The sequence below is a fragment of the Pseudogracilibacillus sp. SE30717A genome, assembly GCF_037071985.1.
Lineage (GTDB): Bacteria > Bacillota > Bacilli > Bacillales > Amphibacillaceae > Pseudogracilibacillus.
Window position 1 is genome coordinate 102,677 of the sequence record NZ_JAXHDF010000003.1, and the last position, 15,545, is coordinate 118,221.

Annotated in this window: 15 protein-coding genes; 12 read left to right on the top strand and 3 right to left on the bottom strand. The window is 36.1% G+C overall.

Features of this window, described 5'->3' with window-relative positions; all coding sequences use genetic code 11:
* Positions 1 to 265 precede the first annotated feature (265 nt).
* The 8 genes from SPD48_RS05655 (at position 266) to SPD48_RS05685 (ending at position 7,027) form a co-directional block, all read left to right on the top strand.
* Positions 266 to 418, top strand: coding sequence for a hypothetical protein (locus SPD48_RS05655; RefSeq protein ID WP_336257110.1), 153 nt, complete (start codon positions 266 to 268; stop codon positions 416 to 418).
* A 22-nt stretch (positions 419 to 440) separates the two neighbouring features.
* Positions 441 to 896, top strand: a complete 456-nt coding sequence (locus SPD48_RS05660) for a DUF4274 domain-containing protein (RefSeq protein WP_336257111.1) — start codon at positions 441 to 443, stop codon at positions 894 to 896.
* 151 nt (positions 897 to 1,047) lie between these two features.
* Complete coding sequence (locus SPD48_RS19910; protein WP_442962111.1) at positions 1,048 to 1,191, top strand: immunity protein YezG family protein; 144 nt, start codon at positions 1,048 to 1,050, stop codon at positions 1,189 to 1,191.
* Between the two features lie 377 nt (positions 1,192 to 1,568).
* Complete coding sequence (locus tag SPD48_RS05665; protein WP_336257112.1) at positions 1,569 to 2,663, top strand: polymorphic toxin type 15 domain-containing protein; 1,095 nt, start codon at positions 1,569 to 1,571, stop codon at positions 2,661 to 2,663.
* A gap of 15 nt (positions 2,664 to 2,678) precedes the next feature.
* Positions 2,679 to 3,239, top strand: coding sequence for a T6SS immunity protein Tdi1 domain-containing protein (locus SPD48_RS05670; protein WP_336257113.1), 561 nt, complete (start codon positions 2,679 to 2,681; stop codon positions 3,237 to 3,239).
* Between the two features lie 149 nt (positions 3,240 to 3,388).
* Entirely contained in the window at positions 3,389 to 3,661 is a 273-nt protein-coding gene (locus tag SPD48_RS05675; protein ID WP_336257114.1) for a hypothetical protein, read from the top strand.
* Between the two features lie 165 nt (positions 3,662 to 3,826).
* Positions 3,827 to 4,882, top strand: coding sequence for a suppressor of fused domain protein (locus SPD48_RS05680; protein WP_336257115.1), 1,056 nt, complete (start codon positions 3,827 to 3,829; stop codon positions 4,880 to 4,882).
* 585 nt (positions 4,883 to 5,467) lie between these two features.
* On the top strand, positions 5,468 to 7,027 hold the full coding sequence (locus SPD48_RS05685; RefSeq protein ID WP_336257116.1) for a Na+/H+ antiporter NhaC family protein: 1,560 nt from the start codon (positions 5,468 to 5,470) through the stop codon (positions 7,025 to 7,027).
* A 195-nt stretch (positions 7,028 to 7,222) separates the two neighbouring features.
* On the opposite strand, the gene SPD48_RS05690 is transcribed toward SPD48_RS05685, so the two are convergent.
* The gene (locus SPD48_RS05690) at positions 7,223 to 8,194 is read right to left on the bottom strand and encodes a DMT family transporter (RefSeq protein ID WP_336257117.1); all 972 of its coding nucleotides are present in this window, start codon (positions 8,192 to 8,194) and stop codon (positions 7,223 to 7,225) included.
* A 261-nt stretch (positions 8,195 to 8,455) separates the two neighbouring features.
* On the bottom strand, positions 8,456 to 8,710 hold the full coding sequence (locus SPD48_RS05695) for a DUF2188 domain-containing protein (RefSeq protein ID WP_336257118.1): 255 nt from the start codon (positions 8,708 to 8,710) through the stop codon (positions 8,456 to 8,458).
* A gap of 373 nt (positions 8,711 to 9,083) precedes the next feature.
* Here SPD48_RS05695 and sda point away from each other — a divergent pair, with 373 nt between their 5' ends.
* The 4 genes from sda to SPD48_RS05715 all read left to right on the top strand — a co-directional run bounded on the left by sda (position 9,084) and on the right by SPD48_RS05715 (position 13,198).
* Positions 9,084 to 9,242, top strand: coding sequence for a sporulation histidine kinase inhibitor Sda (gene sda, locus SPD48_RS05700; protein WP_336257119.1), 159 nt, complete (start codon positions 9,084 to 9,086; stop codon positions 9,240 to 9,242).
* A 76-nt stretch (positions 9,243 to 9,318) separates the two neighbouring features.
* Entirely contained in the window at positions 9,319 to 9,711 is a 393-nt protein-coding gene (locus SPD48_RS05705; protein ID WP_336257120.1) for a response regulator, read from the top strand.
* Between the two features lie 54 nt (positions 9,712 to 9,765).
* A complete protein-coding gene (locus SPD48_RS05710; protein ID WP_336257121.1) occupies positions 9,766 to 10,518 on the top strand; it encodes a response regulator transcription factor in 753 nt (250 codons plus the stop codon).
* A gap of 589 nt (positions 10,519 to 11,107) precedes the next feature.
* Entirely contained in the window at positions 11,108 to 13,198 is a 2,091-nt protein-coding gene (locus SPD48_RS05715) for an adhesive domain-containing protein (protein ID WP_336257122.1), read from the top strand.
* 275 nt (positions 13,199 to 13,473) lie between these two features.
* On the opposite strand, the gene SPD48_RS05720 is transcribed toward SPD48_RS05715, so the two are convergent.
* Positions 13,474 to 14,715, bottom strand: coding sequence for a sialidase (locus SPD48_RS05720; RefSeq protein ID WP_336257123.1), 1,242 nt, complete (start codon positions 14,713 to 14,715; stop codon positions 13,474 to 13,476).
* Between the last annotated feature and the right edge of the window lie 830 nt (positions 14,716 to 15,545).

Here is a 15,545-nt window from a genome sequence, read left to right on the forward strand (position 1 = left end):
TGACTTAATCCTTTCAAGTGAGGCTACCCGGTACTTGAATAATATGGAGCTGGGACAAAACTCAGCTAAATAAAAAAGAGAATTCAGTAGATGCTGGATTCCTTTTTTATTTTAAACTATAAAAATGACACTTTTTAAAACCGTGAATTGGGAATACGGGGAAGTAACGGATTCGATTATTTGTCCGAATAATCGCAGATTAAATTATGTTCACGAATTTAGTTGACAAGATAAATTTGGTTCGGAACATTTAAAGTCTATGAGAGTGAAGACTGTTCAGATTGTCCGCTCCACAGTAGAAAACACTCATGCTGTAGAGAATTTCTTCAGAGCAAAGATTGAAGATGTGAAGGGGATTGGGAAGGGTAGTAAGGGTGCGGGTAATACTGTAAGTGATAAAAGACCGGCTTCCGGCTAGCATGCTAAGGAGGTAAGTTCTTATGGATGAAAAAGATATTATTTTCCTTGAACAGTTACTTTATAATACAGATAAAGATTATGTAGTAAGCAAGTTAAAAAATACAGACAACTCTTTATTACTTCATTACTATGCTGCGTATTATAATTGGAATAATGGGTTTGAAATACCAACAGTCATCTTAGATAATGAGACTTGTGATTTAGGGACAGGTTTACTAATGTTTCATTATGCAGATGGCTACCGTTTGTTAGAGAGTTCAGATGAAATTTCAAGTTCTTCATTAGATGAATGGAAAGTTTTTTTAAGAAAGATTTATAATAAACTATTAAGCTTAGACTTTAAATCACAAAACATTTCTTTTGACCCCGAATTAACAAAAATTCAAAAGTATAAGTTAAAAAAGAATAACCCAGACCTTTCTGACGTTCTAATTAGCAAGTCTCCAGGCAAAGAGATTGATATACCTAATATTTAATGTATTTTATTTGAAACTTTGATTGGCAAAATTCCTTTCAAGGTTTCTTTTTTGTAGATTTTATCCAAGATATTTGGAGAATATTTAAAGATAGTGATCAACCCGGTTGGACTAATTTCACTTTTGTTTTGATAAGAAAGGAAAGTTTTCCATGAATTTTAACTATGATAATCTTTCAAACTCGGATCCCCCTGAAAGAAAAACAATATGGAAGTCCAAGAATTTAGATATACTCCCTAAAAGTAATTCAGGAACAAAACTGTTAGAAGATTATCTCTTTGGTAAAGATAATTAATCAATTTAACATCAAGAAAAATCACATAAATTCTTACATAGAATAGAAAAAGATCTTCTCATCTAATGCCATGCATTCATAATAGATAACCAAAAAATGTATGACCTAGATGTTGTATTTTCACAAATAGGTGAAAGGTTAGCTGATAAGACTTATTAGGAGGAGAAGTATTACCAAGAGCAAATGTATCTGCGGGTGACTTTGTATGTTTAGTTTTTTGATCAGATAAAAATAATCCATCCACGATAACTTTACTGAATTCTTAGAAATAGTTTAATAGATAGAATGTGAGATAGAGCACTTGAGTGTCTACGGACAACAGGTGCTTTTTAAATTGAGATAAATCATTTAAGTAGTTGCACTTATGCAGTAAGAAAGTGAATACTTTCTTAGCTGCGAATAAGGAATTTTGGGTTAGTATTGCCGCCTTAGTAGTAATTGTCGGTGCAGCACTTATTTTTCCACCCGCAGGTATTGCACTCGGAGCTATTTATGGTACATTAGAATTATCGACAGCCGTCACAGGAAAAGACTGGGTTTCCGGCCGAGAAGTTGGCACAGGAGAACGATGGTTTAGAGGTTTGCTGGCACCACTTGATCTCATCCCAGCTGTAGGATCGGTGAAGAAATTTTCCTTTATGGGCGGAGCTGGGAAATTGAAGCAAGCTGCCACGATAAGTTTGAAAACATCTCCGGCAGTGAGACTGAAGGAGACGGTGGAAGGGTCCGTAATGGCAGCAAGGGTTCAAGGCTTAAAAAGACTTGAGCAAACCAAGCAAATTGTAGCCAACAAATTAAAGAAAGATTGGGATGACGCGAAGTCACTAGTCAAAGAGGCTTCAGATGCAGTAAATGAAAAAGCTAGTGTACTAGGAAAATACCTCTTTGGTTCTCAAGAAAATGTGGCTCTAGAAGGAGCAGGGTATGTCAAATTTGAAAATAGCGGAAATATACATAGAGGAGTAACAAGACATGAAGTCCCACGTATAAACAAAATAGAAGTAAAGTTTAAAAAGAATTTGAGTCATGATTCAGAAGAATTTGTAAGACAACTTAAAGACCAGGAAAAGGCGATGAACGAGCTTACAGTTGATGAGTACTTAAAAAATAGAGAAAGATACATTGAAGAAGGGCGGGCACTTGAAGGAAATGCTGCTCAAAGAGCCGAGAGAGAAAAACAATTAAATAAAAAAATTAAAGAATTGAGAAAAGAAGGTTTATCTAGAAAAGAAGCTGAAAAACAAGCCCAAGAATGGATGAGAACAAAAGCAGTAGTGCATAATCCCGACCAGATAGCTGGTGGAAACCCTTTAAGTATAGGGGGATTAGGTGATAAAAGAGTAAACTCTTCAATTGGGTCTCAATGGAAATACAGAATAGATATTTTAGACAATAAAATTCGAGAGAGTGCTAAGAATATGACAGAGGCGGAGCGGAAATCGACTTATTTGAATGTCCAATTGATTCATTAAACAAAAGGAGGACTGGTGGCCATCACTATTTTTAAAGATTTTAAAATTAATCATGAAGTACCTACGGAAGTATACAATAAATACGTGAAAGAACTCCCAAAACAAGTAATGAAAGTTTGGGAGGAATATGGTTTTGGAAGTATTTTAAATGGTTATTTAAAGATTGTTAATCCTGAAGAATATCAATCTTTGATTAGTGAAACGTATATGCGCAATGCTAATACCACTGTTCTATTTGTTACAGGAATGGGCGATGTTATACTTTGGGAAGATGCCGGAGAGGATGAGAAATATTTAGTATTAGTTAACTTTAGAAAGGGAGTAACTAGTATAATAGAAGCCGGGTTTGATTTCTTTTTCGATGACTTACAAGACATGGTATTTAGAGAAGAGAATTTAGATTGGAGTCCTTATTTAGAAGCAGTAGAAAAACTCGGAGTTCCAGACTTTGATGAATGTTTTGGTTATACACCATTACTAGGACTAGGCGGAGAAGAAAAAGTAGAGCATTTAAAAAAAGTTAAATTGAAAGAACATATTCTTCTAATTACCGAACTTATGGGGCCAGTTCAGTAAAAATGAAGATAATATTATTCTTAATTTTTAATATGTTGGTTATGGTCGGTCCACAGAGATTTCTCTGTGGTTTTTTTGTTTTCAATTGATGAAGTTCAATATTAGTCGCAGGCCGGGAAGTTGGCACAGGTGAACAATGGTTTAGAGGTTTGCTGGCACCACTTGATCTCATTCCAGCTGTAGGATCGGTGAAGAAATTTGCTGTTTTGGGCAGAGCTGGGAAATTGAAGCAAGCTGCCACGATAAGTTTGAAAACATCTCCGGCTGTCAGGTTGAAAGAGACGGTGAAAGGGTCGATTCATACCGCACGCCTAGAAGGCCTAAACCGAATGAATCAGTTAAAAGACTATGCCAAAGGCCGTGCAGTCGATGGAAATGCTGCAGAAAAGAAAAACGCTAATAAAAGTTTAACAGAAGAATAGGCTGAGGAACGTACAATAGAGAATATATTTTATGCTGAATCATTTACAGCGTTTGTGTAAAAGTTAAACGATTAATCAGATCAATATTCAAATAAAAGGTTTATATAATAGTGGTATGATAGATATAGAATTAACCAGTAGGAGTTTCCTACAAAGGAGGATACGATGAGCGAAAATAATGCGGGTTGGGATGCAATTGATCAAGTGATGGAAAAGATTTATGGTGAACAGGAACCGAAACATTTTGGAACATTAATTTCGTATCAATTAGGTGGCAATGATCCTTTAGAAGGTATTAGTGTGTACGATGCGAAAGAACCAGTTGAACACTGGCATTACGTGACATATGGATTTTCCGAACTATTTGAAAAAGAGTTAGAGGATATGGAATATAGTGGATATGGATTTGAGTTAACTTTTAGGTTGGAAAAAGAGAATAATGAAATTGAGCCACCGAACTGGCCTTTAAATCTATTGCAGAATTTGGCAAGATACGTGTTTAATAGTGGTAATGTTTTTAGAAATGGGGATTATATGGATGCGAATGGTCCAATAAGTCTTGAATCTGATACAGAATTGACAGCGCTCGCATTTATCCATGATTCCGAGTTACCTGAGATAGAAACCCCGAATGGGAAGGTCGAATTCATTCAACTTGTCGGTATAACAGCAGACGAATTAGAAGCTATGCAAATATGGAATACACTAGGTGTTTTACATGTATTCGAAGAGTATATGCCGATGTACACTACTAAACTATCCCGTGAATCACTTCTTCACCATTCAAAAATAGGGGAGGCCATTCAAAAAGGTAGCGAAAAAGAAGGATCGAATACTGGATTCTTATTTAATGACCAAGTCACATGGACACCAGCTAAAAAGTTTTTATTTAAAAGAACTCCTGCAGTGTTGACGATTGGTGCCAAGCAAGCAAAAACAATTGGGAAGATTATTAGAGGGCGGATGGTAAAAGGTGAACCGCTTAGATTAGTAAGTAATGAAGCGACAGTTATTTTTATGTTTGAAGACGAGTTACAAGTTACAGAAAATGAAGACCAAATTGAATTTACTCTTAATGAAAATGCGGTTGAGCAACTTGTTGCACAACTTGAACCAATAGAAAAAACATTTTCCCTACCTTCCATAGAATCTGTTGCTTTTAAAATTGTAAAGACAGAACTGAAAGATTCAGATGGAAATGTTGTGGATACGATTGGATAATTGATCGGGAATATGGTTAAAGTTCATTACCTTTAGTTGTTTTTGCAAAAGATGAGGAACTAAGGTAACGAATGGCGATTAATCGTTCCTCAATACGTCGGAATTCCGCAACTAAGGTAACGAATAGTGGTTAATCGTTCCCCAAAACGTCGGAATTTAGTAACTGAGGTAACGAATAGTGGTTAATCGTTCCCTAACACGCTGGAATTCAGTAACTAAGGTAACGAATAGTGGTTAATCGTTCCCCAAAATGCCGGAATTCAGTAACTAAGGTAACGAATAGTGGTTAATCATTCCCCAAAACGTCGGAATTCAGCAATTAAGGTAACAAATAGCGTTTAATCGTTCCCTAAAACAGCGAATCTAGCATTTAAGGTAATGAATAGAGTATAAAAAAACTCTAATCTCTGTATTAGCTAACACTATATTGTAGATAGAATGATGGTGCTCCTAAATAAATTGCGTGGTTAAAAGGAATTATATTTGAGTATGCTCATGAGCTACTTCTGCCATATTAGCTCTTTTTGGGTTATAATATAAAAAGCAAAATTTTTAAGGAATTGCATCATGAAGGAGAGTATTATTTTGGCAGATTCATTTTGGTCACTTATTCCGCCGGTATTGGCAATTATTATGGTGTTACTGACTCGTCGTGTTCTTATCTCTTTAGGAGTAGGTATAGTTGCTGCAGCTTTATTTGTTACTAACTTTCATATTGCCGACTCGCTGGGTCTTATTTACGGTGCGGCAAAAGGTGTATTTGTTGAAGACGGCGGATTAAATACGTGGAATGTTTATATAATATTTTTTATTTTATTGTTAGGAATGATTACGAACTTTGTTGGGATGATGGGTGGAACTAGAGCGTTTGGTGATTGGATGATTCGTCGAGTTAAAACACGGGTAGGTGCTCAAATTATGACATTTATCCTTGGAATTGCGTTATTTATTGACGACTATTTTAATAGTTTGACTGTTGGTCAAGTTGCTAGACCGATTACGGATAAACATCGTATTTCCAGAGCAAAACTTGCGTATATTGTGGATTCGACAGCCGCGCCTGTCTGTGTTATTGCGCCGGTGTCAAGTTGGGGAGCATATATTCTTGGGTTAATCGGGATGGTTTTAACAACGCATCAAATTGTGGATTATTCTGAATTAAGTGCGTTTCTCTTAATGGTCCCGATGAATTTCTATGTGTGGTCTGCTCTTGGTGTTGTTCTTGTTATCGCCATTAAACAGGCTGATTTCGGACCGATGAAAAAACATGAACTGCATGCGATTAGGACTGGACAAGTTTCTTTGACAGATGCTAAAAATACAACAGATCCCGACGCTGGTAAAACGAGTAATTTAGGGAAAATAACGGATTTAATTGTTCCGATCATCGTCTTATTTGTTGCTACACTAATATTTATTTTTTGGACAGGACTGCAAGCATTAGGTGATGGTGAAAGAAGTTTAATCCTTATTTTTGGTGAGGCAGATGTTTCAGCTTCTTTATTCTATGGGGGAAGTGTAGCACTTTTAACAACTTTTTTGTTTTTTGTAAGACATATTACAAAAAGGGAGTTGACAGGTAAAGATTTTGCAGGCGGTATTGTAAATGGAATGAAGGCCATGATGCCCGCTGTTATTATCTTAATTTTTGCTTGGACGATTACCGATCTGATTGATCAATTGGGGACTGGAACGTATTTAGCTGATGTTGTGAAAAATTCCAATATGCCTTTTGCTTTGTTACCATTTATTATTTTTATTATGGCTGGGTTAATTGCTTTTTCAACAGGAACTTCTTGGGGTTCTTTTGCATTGCTACTTCCAATTGCCGGACAAATTGCGGCGGCGACTCATCTGGAATTAATTCTACCAATGCTTGCTGCTGTTTTAGCAGGTGCTGTTTTTGGAGATCATTGTTCGCCGATTTCCGATACAACAATTTTGTCTGCAACTGGATCCAGTTGCCATCATATTGATCATGTTATGACTCAACTCCCTTACTCGCTTGTTGCAGCAGGTATTGCAGGGGCCGGCTATTTAGCGTTAGGTTTTACTGAAAGCGTATGGGTTGGTCTTATTATCGTTCTTGCCGGGTTGGCATTGCTATTTTTCTTACTGAAAAAGCCAGTAACGGAGGAAGCATAAGTTTGCCTATATATTGCGTTTTTGCTTTCTAAAAATAGGAAGCGTTTATCGATCAAGTTTTGAGTAGGGTTTTAATGTAGAAGTTGTTCGAAAAAGATGAACCCAAACAGATTGAAGTTGAGTATTGTGTTACGATCGTCCGATAGGGCGCTAAACTTAAATGATTAGAGAAAAACACTCTGTTTCCAGGAGGTATTATATTCTGGAAGGAGTGTTTTTTTCGTTTGGGTGTTGAGGTCTTGGTCGTGGCTTTCTTGTATAATTTGTTCCAAAGACTCCAGCAATAATGACGATTGCTCCAATTATATGATAGTAATAAATAGTTTCATTTAAAAAGATTATTCCTACTATGATAGTGACTAATATTGCAATATTGTTAAAGACGCTCATTCTTGAAGCTTCCATGTTATTTAGCGCGTAATTAGATAAAAAAGAGGTTAAGAAGGAAGATAATATTCCCAAATATATAATTGAAAAAATAAATTTACCGCTTACCAAGGGAAGGAAAAAACTACTCAAAGAGCCGTTTATAAGATGGTTACCGATCGCGATTGTATTGAAAATAATACATCCAGTACAGGTCATAAAATACGTTAATGTAAATAATGGATATTTTCTAGTTAAACTTCGAGCAAAAACATTATAAAAAGCGATAGACAGTGTCGATAATAGAATGAAAATAATTCCGGTTACATTGTATGACTTTACATTAATTCCACTCATAATAAATATGTACATAACACCTGCTACTGATAGAAAGATAGATATTTTTCCTAAGAGACTGGATTTTTCGTTAATAATAAATGTAGCTAAAATTAAGGTGAAAATAGGTATAGTCGCTTGTAAAATCCCTGCTTCCGAAGTCGATATATAGATAAGTCCGATAACCTGAAATAAAAAGAAACATGTTGGATAGAAGATTGCGATAGGGAGAATTTTACGTACATCTTTCAACGTGATTTTCTGTCTATCCTTTTTATATAGATTGACACATAGTGCAAAAAGAAAAGCGACAGTAAAGCGGTAAGCTAAGATATCGATTGCATTTGTAACGGTTAGTGAAACCTTTATAAGTAAAAATGAAAATCCAATAATAAGAGCGTATGTCGTCGCAGCTAAATATGCATTCTGATTTGATGTAGTCGTAGAAGTTTCTACTTTTATCATTCCTTTCATATATTGAATAAAAATACTTATCTAGATTATACACTTTTTCTCTTCTAAGAATCGATCAAACAACTAGGATATATGATGGGAAGAAGTAGATGATGTAGTAAGCTGGGATGGTCTAGTTCTGAAGATGCGGTGAATCAAGGGGAAAGAATGAAAAGAATGTCGTGCTGTTCATCTCTATTTAGTTGAAAATCTTTAAAAATAAATATAGCCTATACGCCAATTCGGGTATAGGCTATATTCAATTTCAATGAATTATTTTCCAAATTCAACTTGGTCCTCTATTTTCCCATCGCTGTTATGGATATACGCTATGGTACCCGAATCTTTAGCAAGTTTTTTAGCTCGATCAATTGCTTCATCTTTTGCATTTGTAGTACAAACAGGTTCATCTTCACCTTCACGTTTAACAGCCCATTCCTCATCGTGAGGAACAACATGAAATCGTGCATCTTCTGAGCCAGCCCTGTTTTCAAAAAATTCATTGCGGTCTCTTTTGTTGTCCGACAAAGCAAATCACTCCCTCATTTATTTGATTTTATAAACAATACCCAGAGTCGAAACATGTAAAACTTCACTGACTTTATTTCATTTAATGTAAAGGAATCATTCGTAACTTTAGTATTTGTAATTCAAATGGTGTTATCCAACATATCAAAGTGTAATTAAACTGTATTATTCATGGCATACAATTAAAATTTTTAAGATTTTAATAAATTTATGAATGAAATACTGAATTATGGGTATATCATCTAAAAAGCGGAGTGTGAACTGTTCTTAACAAAACGTTTTAGCAGAACGTACTAAGAGAAAAATTCACCCCGTATAAAGGGAACAACCTATTTTCGGCTAATATATAAGAACGTAAGTAGGTGAATATTATATGGTTTCTTTACAGAGTAAAAACGCGATGCTAATGTTTCCTGCTTTAAGTAACGCATTGCTTCAAGAGGCGTATAGTAAAGCAGTGAAACTGAAGATGAATAAGTCGTTTATTAAACTGTTAGAAGATGAACTCCGTCAAAGAAAGCGATTAAACTAATATTCTGCATTGCAGCAGGAGTTTTTCGTCTGACGTATGTTTTAAAAATAGAATAGTTACAGGGGCAGATAAAAAGATGAATTCTAAAATTAAAATAGTATTACTTGATAATGTTAAATTATTTCGTGAAGGTATTAAACAAATTTTAGAAAGCGATTCCACTATTTATGTAGCTGCAGATGGTGATGAAAACGAAAGGGTGTACCAACATTTACATAAACATAAACCAGATATTTTATTAATGGAAGAAGAAATAGTTCAAAAAAAACAACTTCATCACGATTATAATATATTGAAAAATTTTCCTTCTACCAAACTAGTTATCCTAACGTTACATAAGAAAAACTACAATGAAGATCATTCATATCTTACTAATAAAATAAATGGTTATTTATTAAAAGACATGAGTGCAACAGAATTGATTAAAACTATAAAGCAAATTCATTCGGGATTTGAGTTTAGTTACTGACTCGCTGACATTTATTCTTTTGGTGAGAGATTAGCAAACAATGAAGGTGATAAGATGCAACATTATCCAACGATCACGGCTATCGTAATAGAAAAACATCGGTTGTTTCGTGAGGGGATAAAACAAATCATAGAGTCGGAGCCGTTGTTCAGAGTAATTGGTGAAGGTGATGATAAAAAAGACACTTTCCGTCTTGTGAATAGGTATAAACCAAATATTTTAATACTAGATGAGGATATTTTCATAGAAGATCTCGAAAAAGGAATTAATGAAATTTCTTCAATTTCTCCGAATACGAAAATTATCTTATTGTCGGCTCGATCAGCTAACACAGATACATTGATATTAATTTTAGGCAGTGGTGCCCATGGATATATCGTTAAAGAGATGAATGATGAAATGTTTATAAAAGCAATAAAAACTGTTTATCGTGGTAGGTTTTGGCTTCACCCGGATATTAGCCATAGCTTGGTAAGAGAATATCAAAGGCTACGGAATGCCTTAGAGCAATCGGTGGCTCAACAACGTCAACGTAGGCCTAAATTGCCGCTCCATTTATTTACGTTGAGAGAGTGTGAAGTACTAGAATTACTTGTTACTGGCAAAACAAATCAAGATATTGCTAAGTTTTTGAACATAACTGAATCGACAGTTAAAAATCATATGAGAAATATTTTAGGAAAAATGAATGTGCAGGATAGAACGAATGCAGTCATTTTGGCCATTAAAAATAATTGGGTGGAACCGAAAAATCGCTCTGAAATAAATGTAAACCGAGCCGAATTAGTCAATGAGAATAGAGTATAAAATATACGAGTCTTTAAGAAGAAATTAAAGACAACCATACATATTTTAACCGTTTTTGTCCGTTGGATCATCCTCGGACAAATTTTTTATTTTTGAATTATTTGCTCGTTGGAGTCCCCTTGGATAAACACTTTTCTTCTTCAACATTATATAAATTTATCTCTCAATTGTCCGGCTAAAATGTATTTTATTTCGGATAAAAAATGTCGTACGTAAGTCAGTAAGGAAAATATTACAATTGTTTTAGACAATTTATATGTCAAAAAAGATAAATAGAAGTCGTATTTTGTTTTATTACTCAATCATACTTAAGTACAGCTAAATTGAAATTATTGGAAGTAAATGAATATTTTCCTTATGTTTTAATGGAAAAGATAGGAAGAAACGCAGTTGTATTAAAAAATAGTCTTTTCTATCATTTAACTTATAGAGTATTTGATTTAAGGAAAGGTAGGTCAATCAGTTAACTTTTTTCTACCAATCTATTTTACTTTAAAAAGGAGGGCGTTATTTATAAAATCTTTTCTCAATATGGAAGATCAGTTTACGTTGTAAAATTTGTTTTTCAATATGTGAGGAGGATGTTTTTTTGAAGAATTTTGATTATAAGCGAAAACTACGAAACAATCAAATCAGAAATACGAATAAAACGAAAAAAATAATTGCTACTTCGGCAATTGCTTCTGCTCTTGTATTTAGTCCGTTGTCGATAGGAACTATGGAATCGTCTAACAATGATTTTAGAAATGTATTGAATACAAATTCAGTTTCGGCTGCAAGTCTCGCCGAGGTTAAATTGCTTACAGATGTTACGATTGGTGCTGAAGTTACTGAATTACAAGATCATCATCGGCTTAATTTTACATTGACTGGTACAGGATTAGCTGATGCTGAGTTGGCAAATCCTGAACGTGTTGCTTTATTTTACATACCAGATTTGGCAGGAGAAATGACTGTTGATGGGCCAGCTGATGTACGTGTTGAAATTTTGCCAATAACGATGGACGACTTACCTGCTTTAGGAGCAGCATTAAATAATACAACAGCTGTATTAAATGATACAGTTGGCGAACTTCTAAGTGTAGTTGATGAGCTACAAAGTTCCATTATCCCGGATGAGTTTTTAACGATAGAAGGGATCCCAGAATTACAACAGGCTGTTGACGCATTAAATAATGTAGATGCTGCTTTAACTGATTTACTTGCATATGAAGATACCATTACACCAAATGTGGGAGAAGATGGAACTATATCTGTTGTTTTTTCAGATGGATTAGGAAATCACTTAGAAACAACAGTTAACGATGTCGTTGTAAAGTTGTTACAAGATGTTGTAGATGCAATTAATAATATAGAATTAGCCATTTTACCAGCTGCGGAAAATATCCCGGGAGTCGGATTTATTATTGGTGGGCTGAATGATCTGATCAATGGGGTATTAGATGGAGTAAACTTAGCGTTGAATGAAGTTGTTGGTCTGGTTGATGATATTTCAAATGGAACAATCGATTTAGCGAATGATTTAGCAGGGATTCAATTAATGGGTGAAACGACGGTTGATCTAAATGCATTAGTCGATAAACCGGTGAATACGGCTGGAGCAATTCCGGTGTACGCTGAAGGAATCAATACATCAACGATCGATGCTGAGTTACTATCGAGTTTGCAAGATAGTACAACTATAGTAATTTCAGATGAGGCAGATGGAGACGCCGATGCTGACGCAGATGCCGACGCAGATGCCGACGCTGACGCCGACGCTGATGCCGACGCCGATGCCGACGCCGACGCCGATGCCGATGCTGACGCTGACGCCGACGCTGATGCCGACGCTGATGCTGACGCTGACGCCGATGGGGATAGCGATGAAGATATCATATTAGATGTTCCCGGTTTTGATCCTATATATGAAGGTGATAAATTTATTACTGGCAAAGGTACACCAGGATTTATGGTTATTGCTGCAGTAGATGGGTTCGTGCTTGGTGCGGGATTCGTTGGTGAAGACGGAAGGTATAGCATTGGATTGGTAGATCCATTGACAGCAGGTACTGAGGTAGAATTATATCAAATTGACGAAGATGCAAATACCAGTGACTCTATTTATGAAATGGTACAAGCGGCCGATGATGATGGAGATATCGTCTTAGATGTTCCGAATATTGATCCTGTTTATGAGGGTGATACATCTATTACTGGAGAAGGTACACCAGGATTAATGGTTATTAGTATGATAAATGGGAACGTGCTTGGAACGGGATTTGTTGGTGAAGACGGAAGGTATAGCATTGGACTGGTAGACCCATTGACAGCAGGTACTGAGGTAGAATTATTTCAAATTGATGAAGATACAAATACCAGTGATTCTATTTATATAACGGTACAAGCGGTTGACGATGATGGACAAGCAGGTGAGGATCTAACTGGTTCAAATGGTGGAAGTGGAGACAATGGAGGAAATGGAAGTACCGACGGAAATGGAACAAATGATAATGGTGGAGTCGTAGTAGGAACTAGTAGCGGTAGTGACACGAATGGTGGTAGTAGTAATAATGGAAAAGTTCTTCCTAATACTGCTTCGTCAACGTTTAATTGGTTAATGGGTGGTTTCATGGCCATGATTGCTGGATTAGCTGGGTTCTTTAGTAGTAGAAAAGAAAGAAACAATTCAGGAAAATAGTCATAAGAGTTTTGAGCCTATATTTCGGTGAAGGAATATAGGCTCAAATTATTATTATGAGAAAAGGTGTAGACAGATATAGGATAGATTTCCCTTTGTAGAAAAAATGTCTTGGAAAAGGATTACTTTAAAATAATCATATATAAATTTTAGTTGAAACCCTAAGATAGTGTCATTTCAATGATCCGATAAAAATCTTGAACAACATACTCACACCATCAATTTCCAATAAAGACCAGCATTCATACAGAAAGTCCAAAGCTGGTCAAATTTTTTTACCTACCTCGCCACAAATGAATAAGGTTTTGGTTTTGTCCTCTAGCAAATACGTCAGTTCTGTTTGGTCCCCAAGATACCGCAGCTGGCGCGGAGGTTAAATTTCCACCAATGCGTTGCCAGTCCTCCCATCGTCTTCCATTCCATGCTCTTCTATATAATGCATTATCTGTTCCGCGGACAAATACTTCTAGGCGATTAGTGCGACGTGAGGAAACAGTTGGTGCTGAAGTGAGTACACCTCCAAGGCTCTCCCATTCGCTCCAGTTATTTCCGTCCCACCATTTATGCCAAAGCGCATTGTCCGTACCTCTAGCAAATACATCGATACGATTCGGTCCCCAAGAAACAGCAGCAGGTTCGGATGTAATCTGTCCTCCAAGGTTTTCCCAGTCTTCCCACCGTCTTCCGTTCCATGACTTTTTATATAATGCATTATCCGTACCGCGAACGAAAACGTCGAGTCGATTAGAGCTACGAGAAGAAACTGCAGGCCCACTCGAGAGGCTTCCGCCGAGACTTTCCCATTCGCTCCAGTTATTTCCGTCCCACCATTTATGCCACAGTGCATTATCTGTTCCTCTTCCGAAAACATCGATACGATTTGGCCCCCAAGATACTGCCCCTGGAGCTGAAGTTAAGATGCCGCCGAGGCTTTCCCAACTACTCCATCTTCGACCATCCCACCAGATGTGCCACAGTGCGTTATCCGTTCCTCTTGCAAAAACATCAAGCCTATTTTGTTGCCAGGAGGCTACAGTTGGTGCCGAAGTTAAGGTCCCACCTAAGTTTTCCCAACCTTCCCAGTTCTGGTTAGGTTGATTACCTTCTTGTCTGATCATATCTAATGTGATTTGAATGACACTCGTCAATACTTGATTGACGACGTTTTGCGGAACATTAAATTGTCTAAATAATTGATTAATCCAAGGCGCTTGTGTTTGAAGACGATTATAAATTTGGGTTGCAGACATATTTGTTCCCGCTTGATTGATCGTAAAGGAAATGACAAAGAAAAAGATGCTATTAATCGTTTGGCGATTCATACCATATCGTTCGAGCTGTGAATATAAATTAGAATGCTCGGTTCGTATATTTTGTAAAATTTGCTGAGAATTTACCTGTTGGAGTGTTGCCTCAGGGTAAAGCATTGGATCATATTGGCCCATCGAACTTTCTGGAATCCCATTAAAATTTGCTGGATATAGTTGTGTTCCATAAAAATAAGGATTTATATACATTTTTTTATTCCTCCGCTTTTTCACTAGCATATGCGTCTAGGTTCGAATGAGTAACTTTGAATCGAAAAGAATTTTAGAGAAAAGATTTAAAATTTTGATGGGGCTAAATAAAATAAACCCATAACACGTTACCTCAACATGTAATTGAAAATAGTTCACTACATTGTTTCTCCAGATTTATACTTAACGTAATAAATACAGTAGTACTTTTTACATGAATTAAAATTAGTCCTTTCCGTTTAAACTAAATACGTACCTAGTAATAAACGGTTATTTTTATTAAATTCTGTTAACCAAACGTACACAGTTAAGTTATCTTAGGAGTAAACAAAGGTAGGCATTTACGTAATGGAATTAAATCTTAAAGAAGCTACCATTAAACAAGCTATTTCCACGCTATCCTCTTCCACTAAGGCATTAACATCGACGCTTTCTGAAGTAAATGGAAAAAACGAACTCGAATGTATAAAGCGGATATGTTAAAAGCTTATCTGATGATGTACAGTCGATACATAAAGACATACAAACAATTCAAAGCCAAACTTCCAACGTGCAGTACGGCGAATAACCGAGTTAGGAGCAGAATTAAATCTAAAACATTCACACAAATAACCATCCTTTAACACGCTACTTAAATAGCACATAATAAAAAAGCTTGGTATTACTTGAAAAAAGTAGTCCCTAGGTGTTGATCCTTTATAACGACAGCAAAGCATGATGGTTTACATACGTAATTGGAACGCTAGCAATTGAATTTATCGGCCCTGGCAAAGGCAGAGGAACAGCAATTCAAATGTCTAAACCATTTCGTGGATGAACAGGAGAACGAT

Excerpts from the sequence above, each read along its gene's own strand:
- SPD48_RS05660 (WP_336257111.1), top strand. The coding sequence starts at position 441 with ATGGATGAAAAAGATATTATTTTCCTTGAACAGTTACTTTATAATACA.
- SPD48_RS19910 (WP_442962111.1), top strand. The coding sequence starts at position 1,048 with ATGAATTTTAACTATGATAATCTTTCAAACTCGGATCCCCCTGAAAGA.
- SPD48_RS05680 (WP_336257115.1), top strand. The coding sequence starts at position 3,827 with ATGAGCGAAAATAATGCGGGTTGGGATGCAATTGATCAAGTGATGGAA.
- SPD48_RS05690 (WP_336257117.1), bottom strand. The coding sequence starts at position 8,194 with ATGATAAAAGTAGAAACTTCTACGACTACATCAAATCAGAATGCATAT.
- sda (WP_336257119.1), top strand. The coding sequence starts at position 9,084 with ATGGTTTCTTTACAGAGTAAAAACGCGATGCTAATGTTTCCTGCTTTA.
- SPD48_RS05705 (WP_336257120.1), top strand. The coding sequence starts at position 9,319 with ATGAATTCTAAAATTAAAATAGTATTACTTGATAATGTTAAATTATTT.
- SPD48_RS05710 (WP_336257121.1), top strand. The coding sequence starts at position 9,766 with ATGCAACATTATCCAACGATCACGGCTATCGTAATAGAAAAACATCGG.
- SPD48_RS05720 (WP_336257123.1), bottom strand. The coding sequence starts at position 14,715 with ATGTATATAAATCCTTATTTTTATGGAACACAACTATATCCAGCAAAT.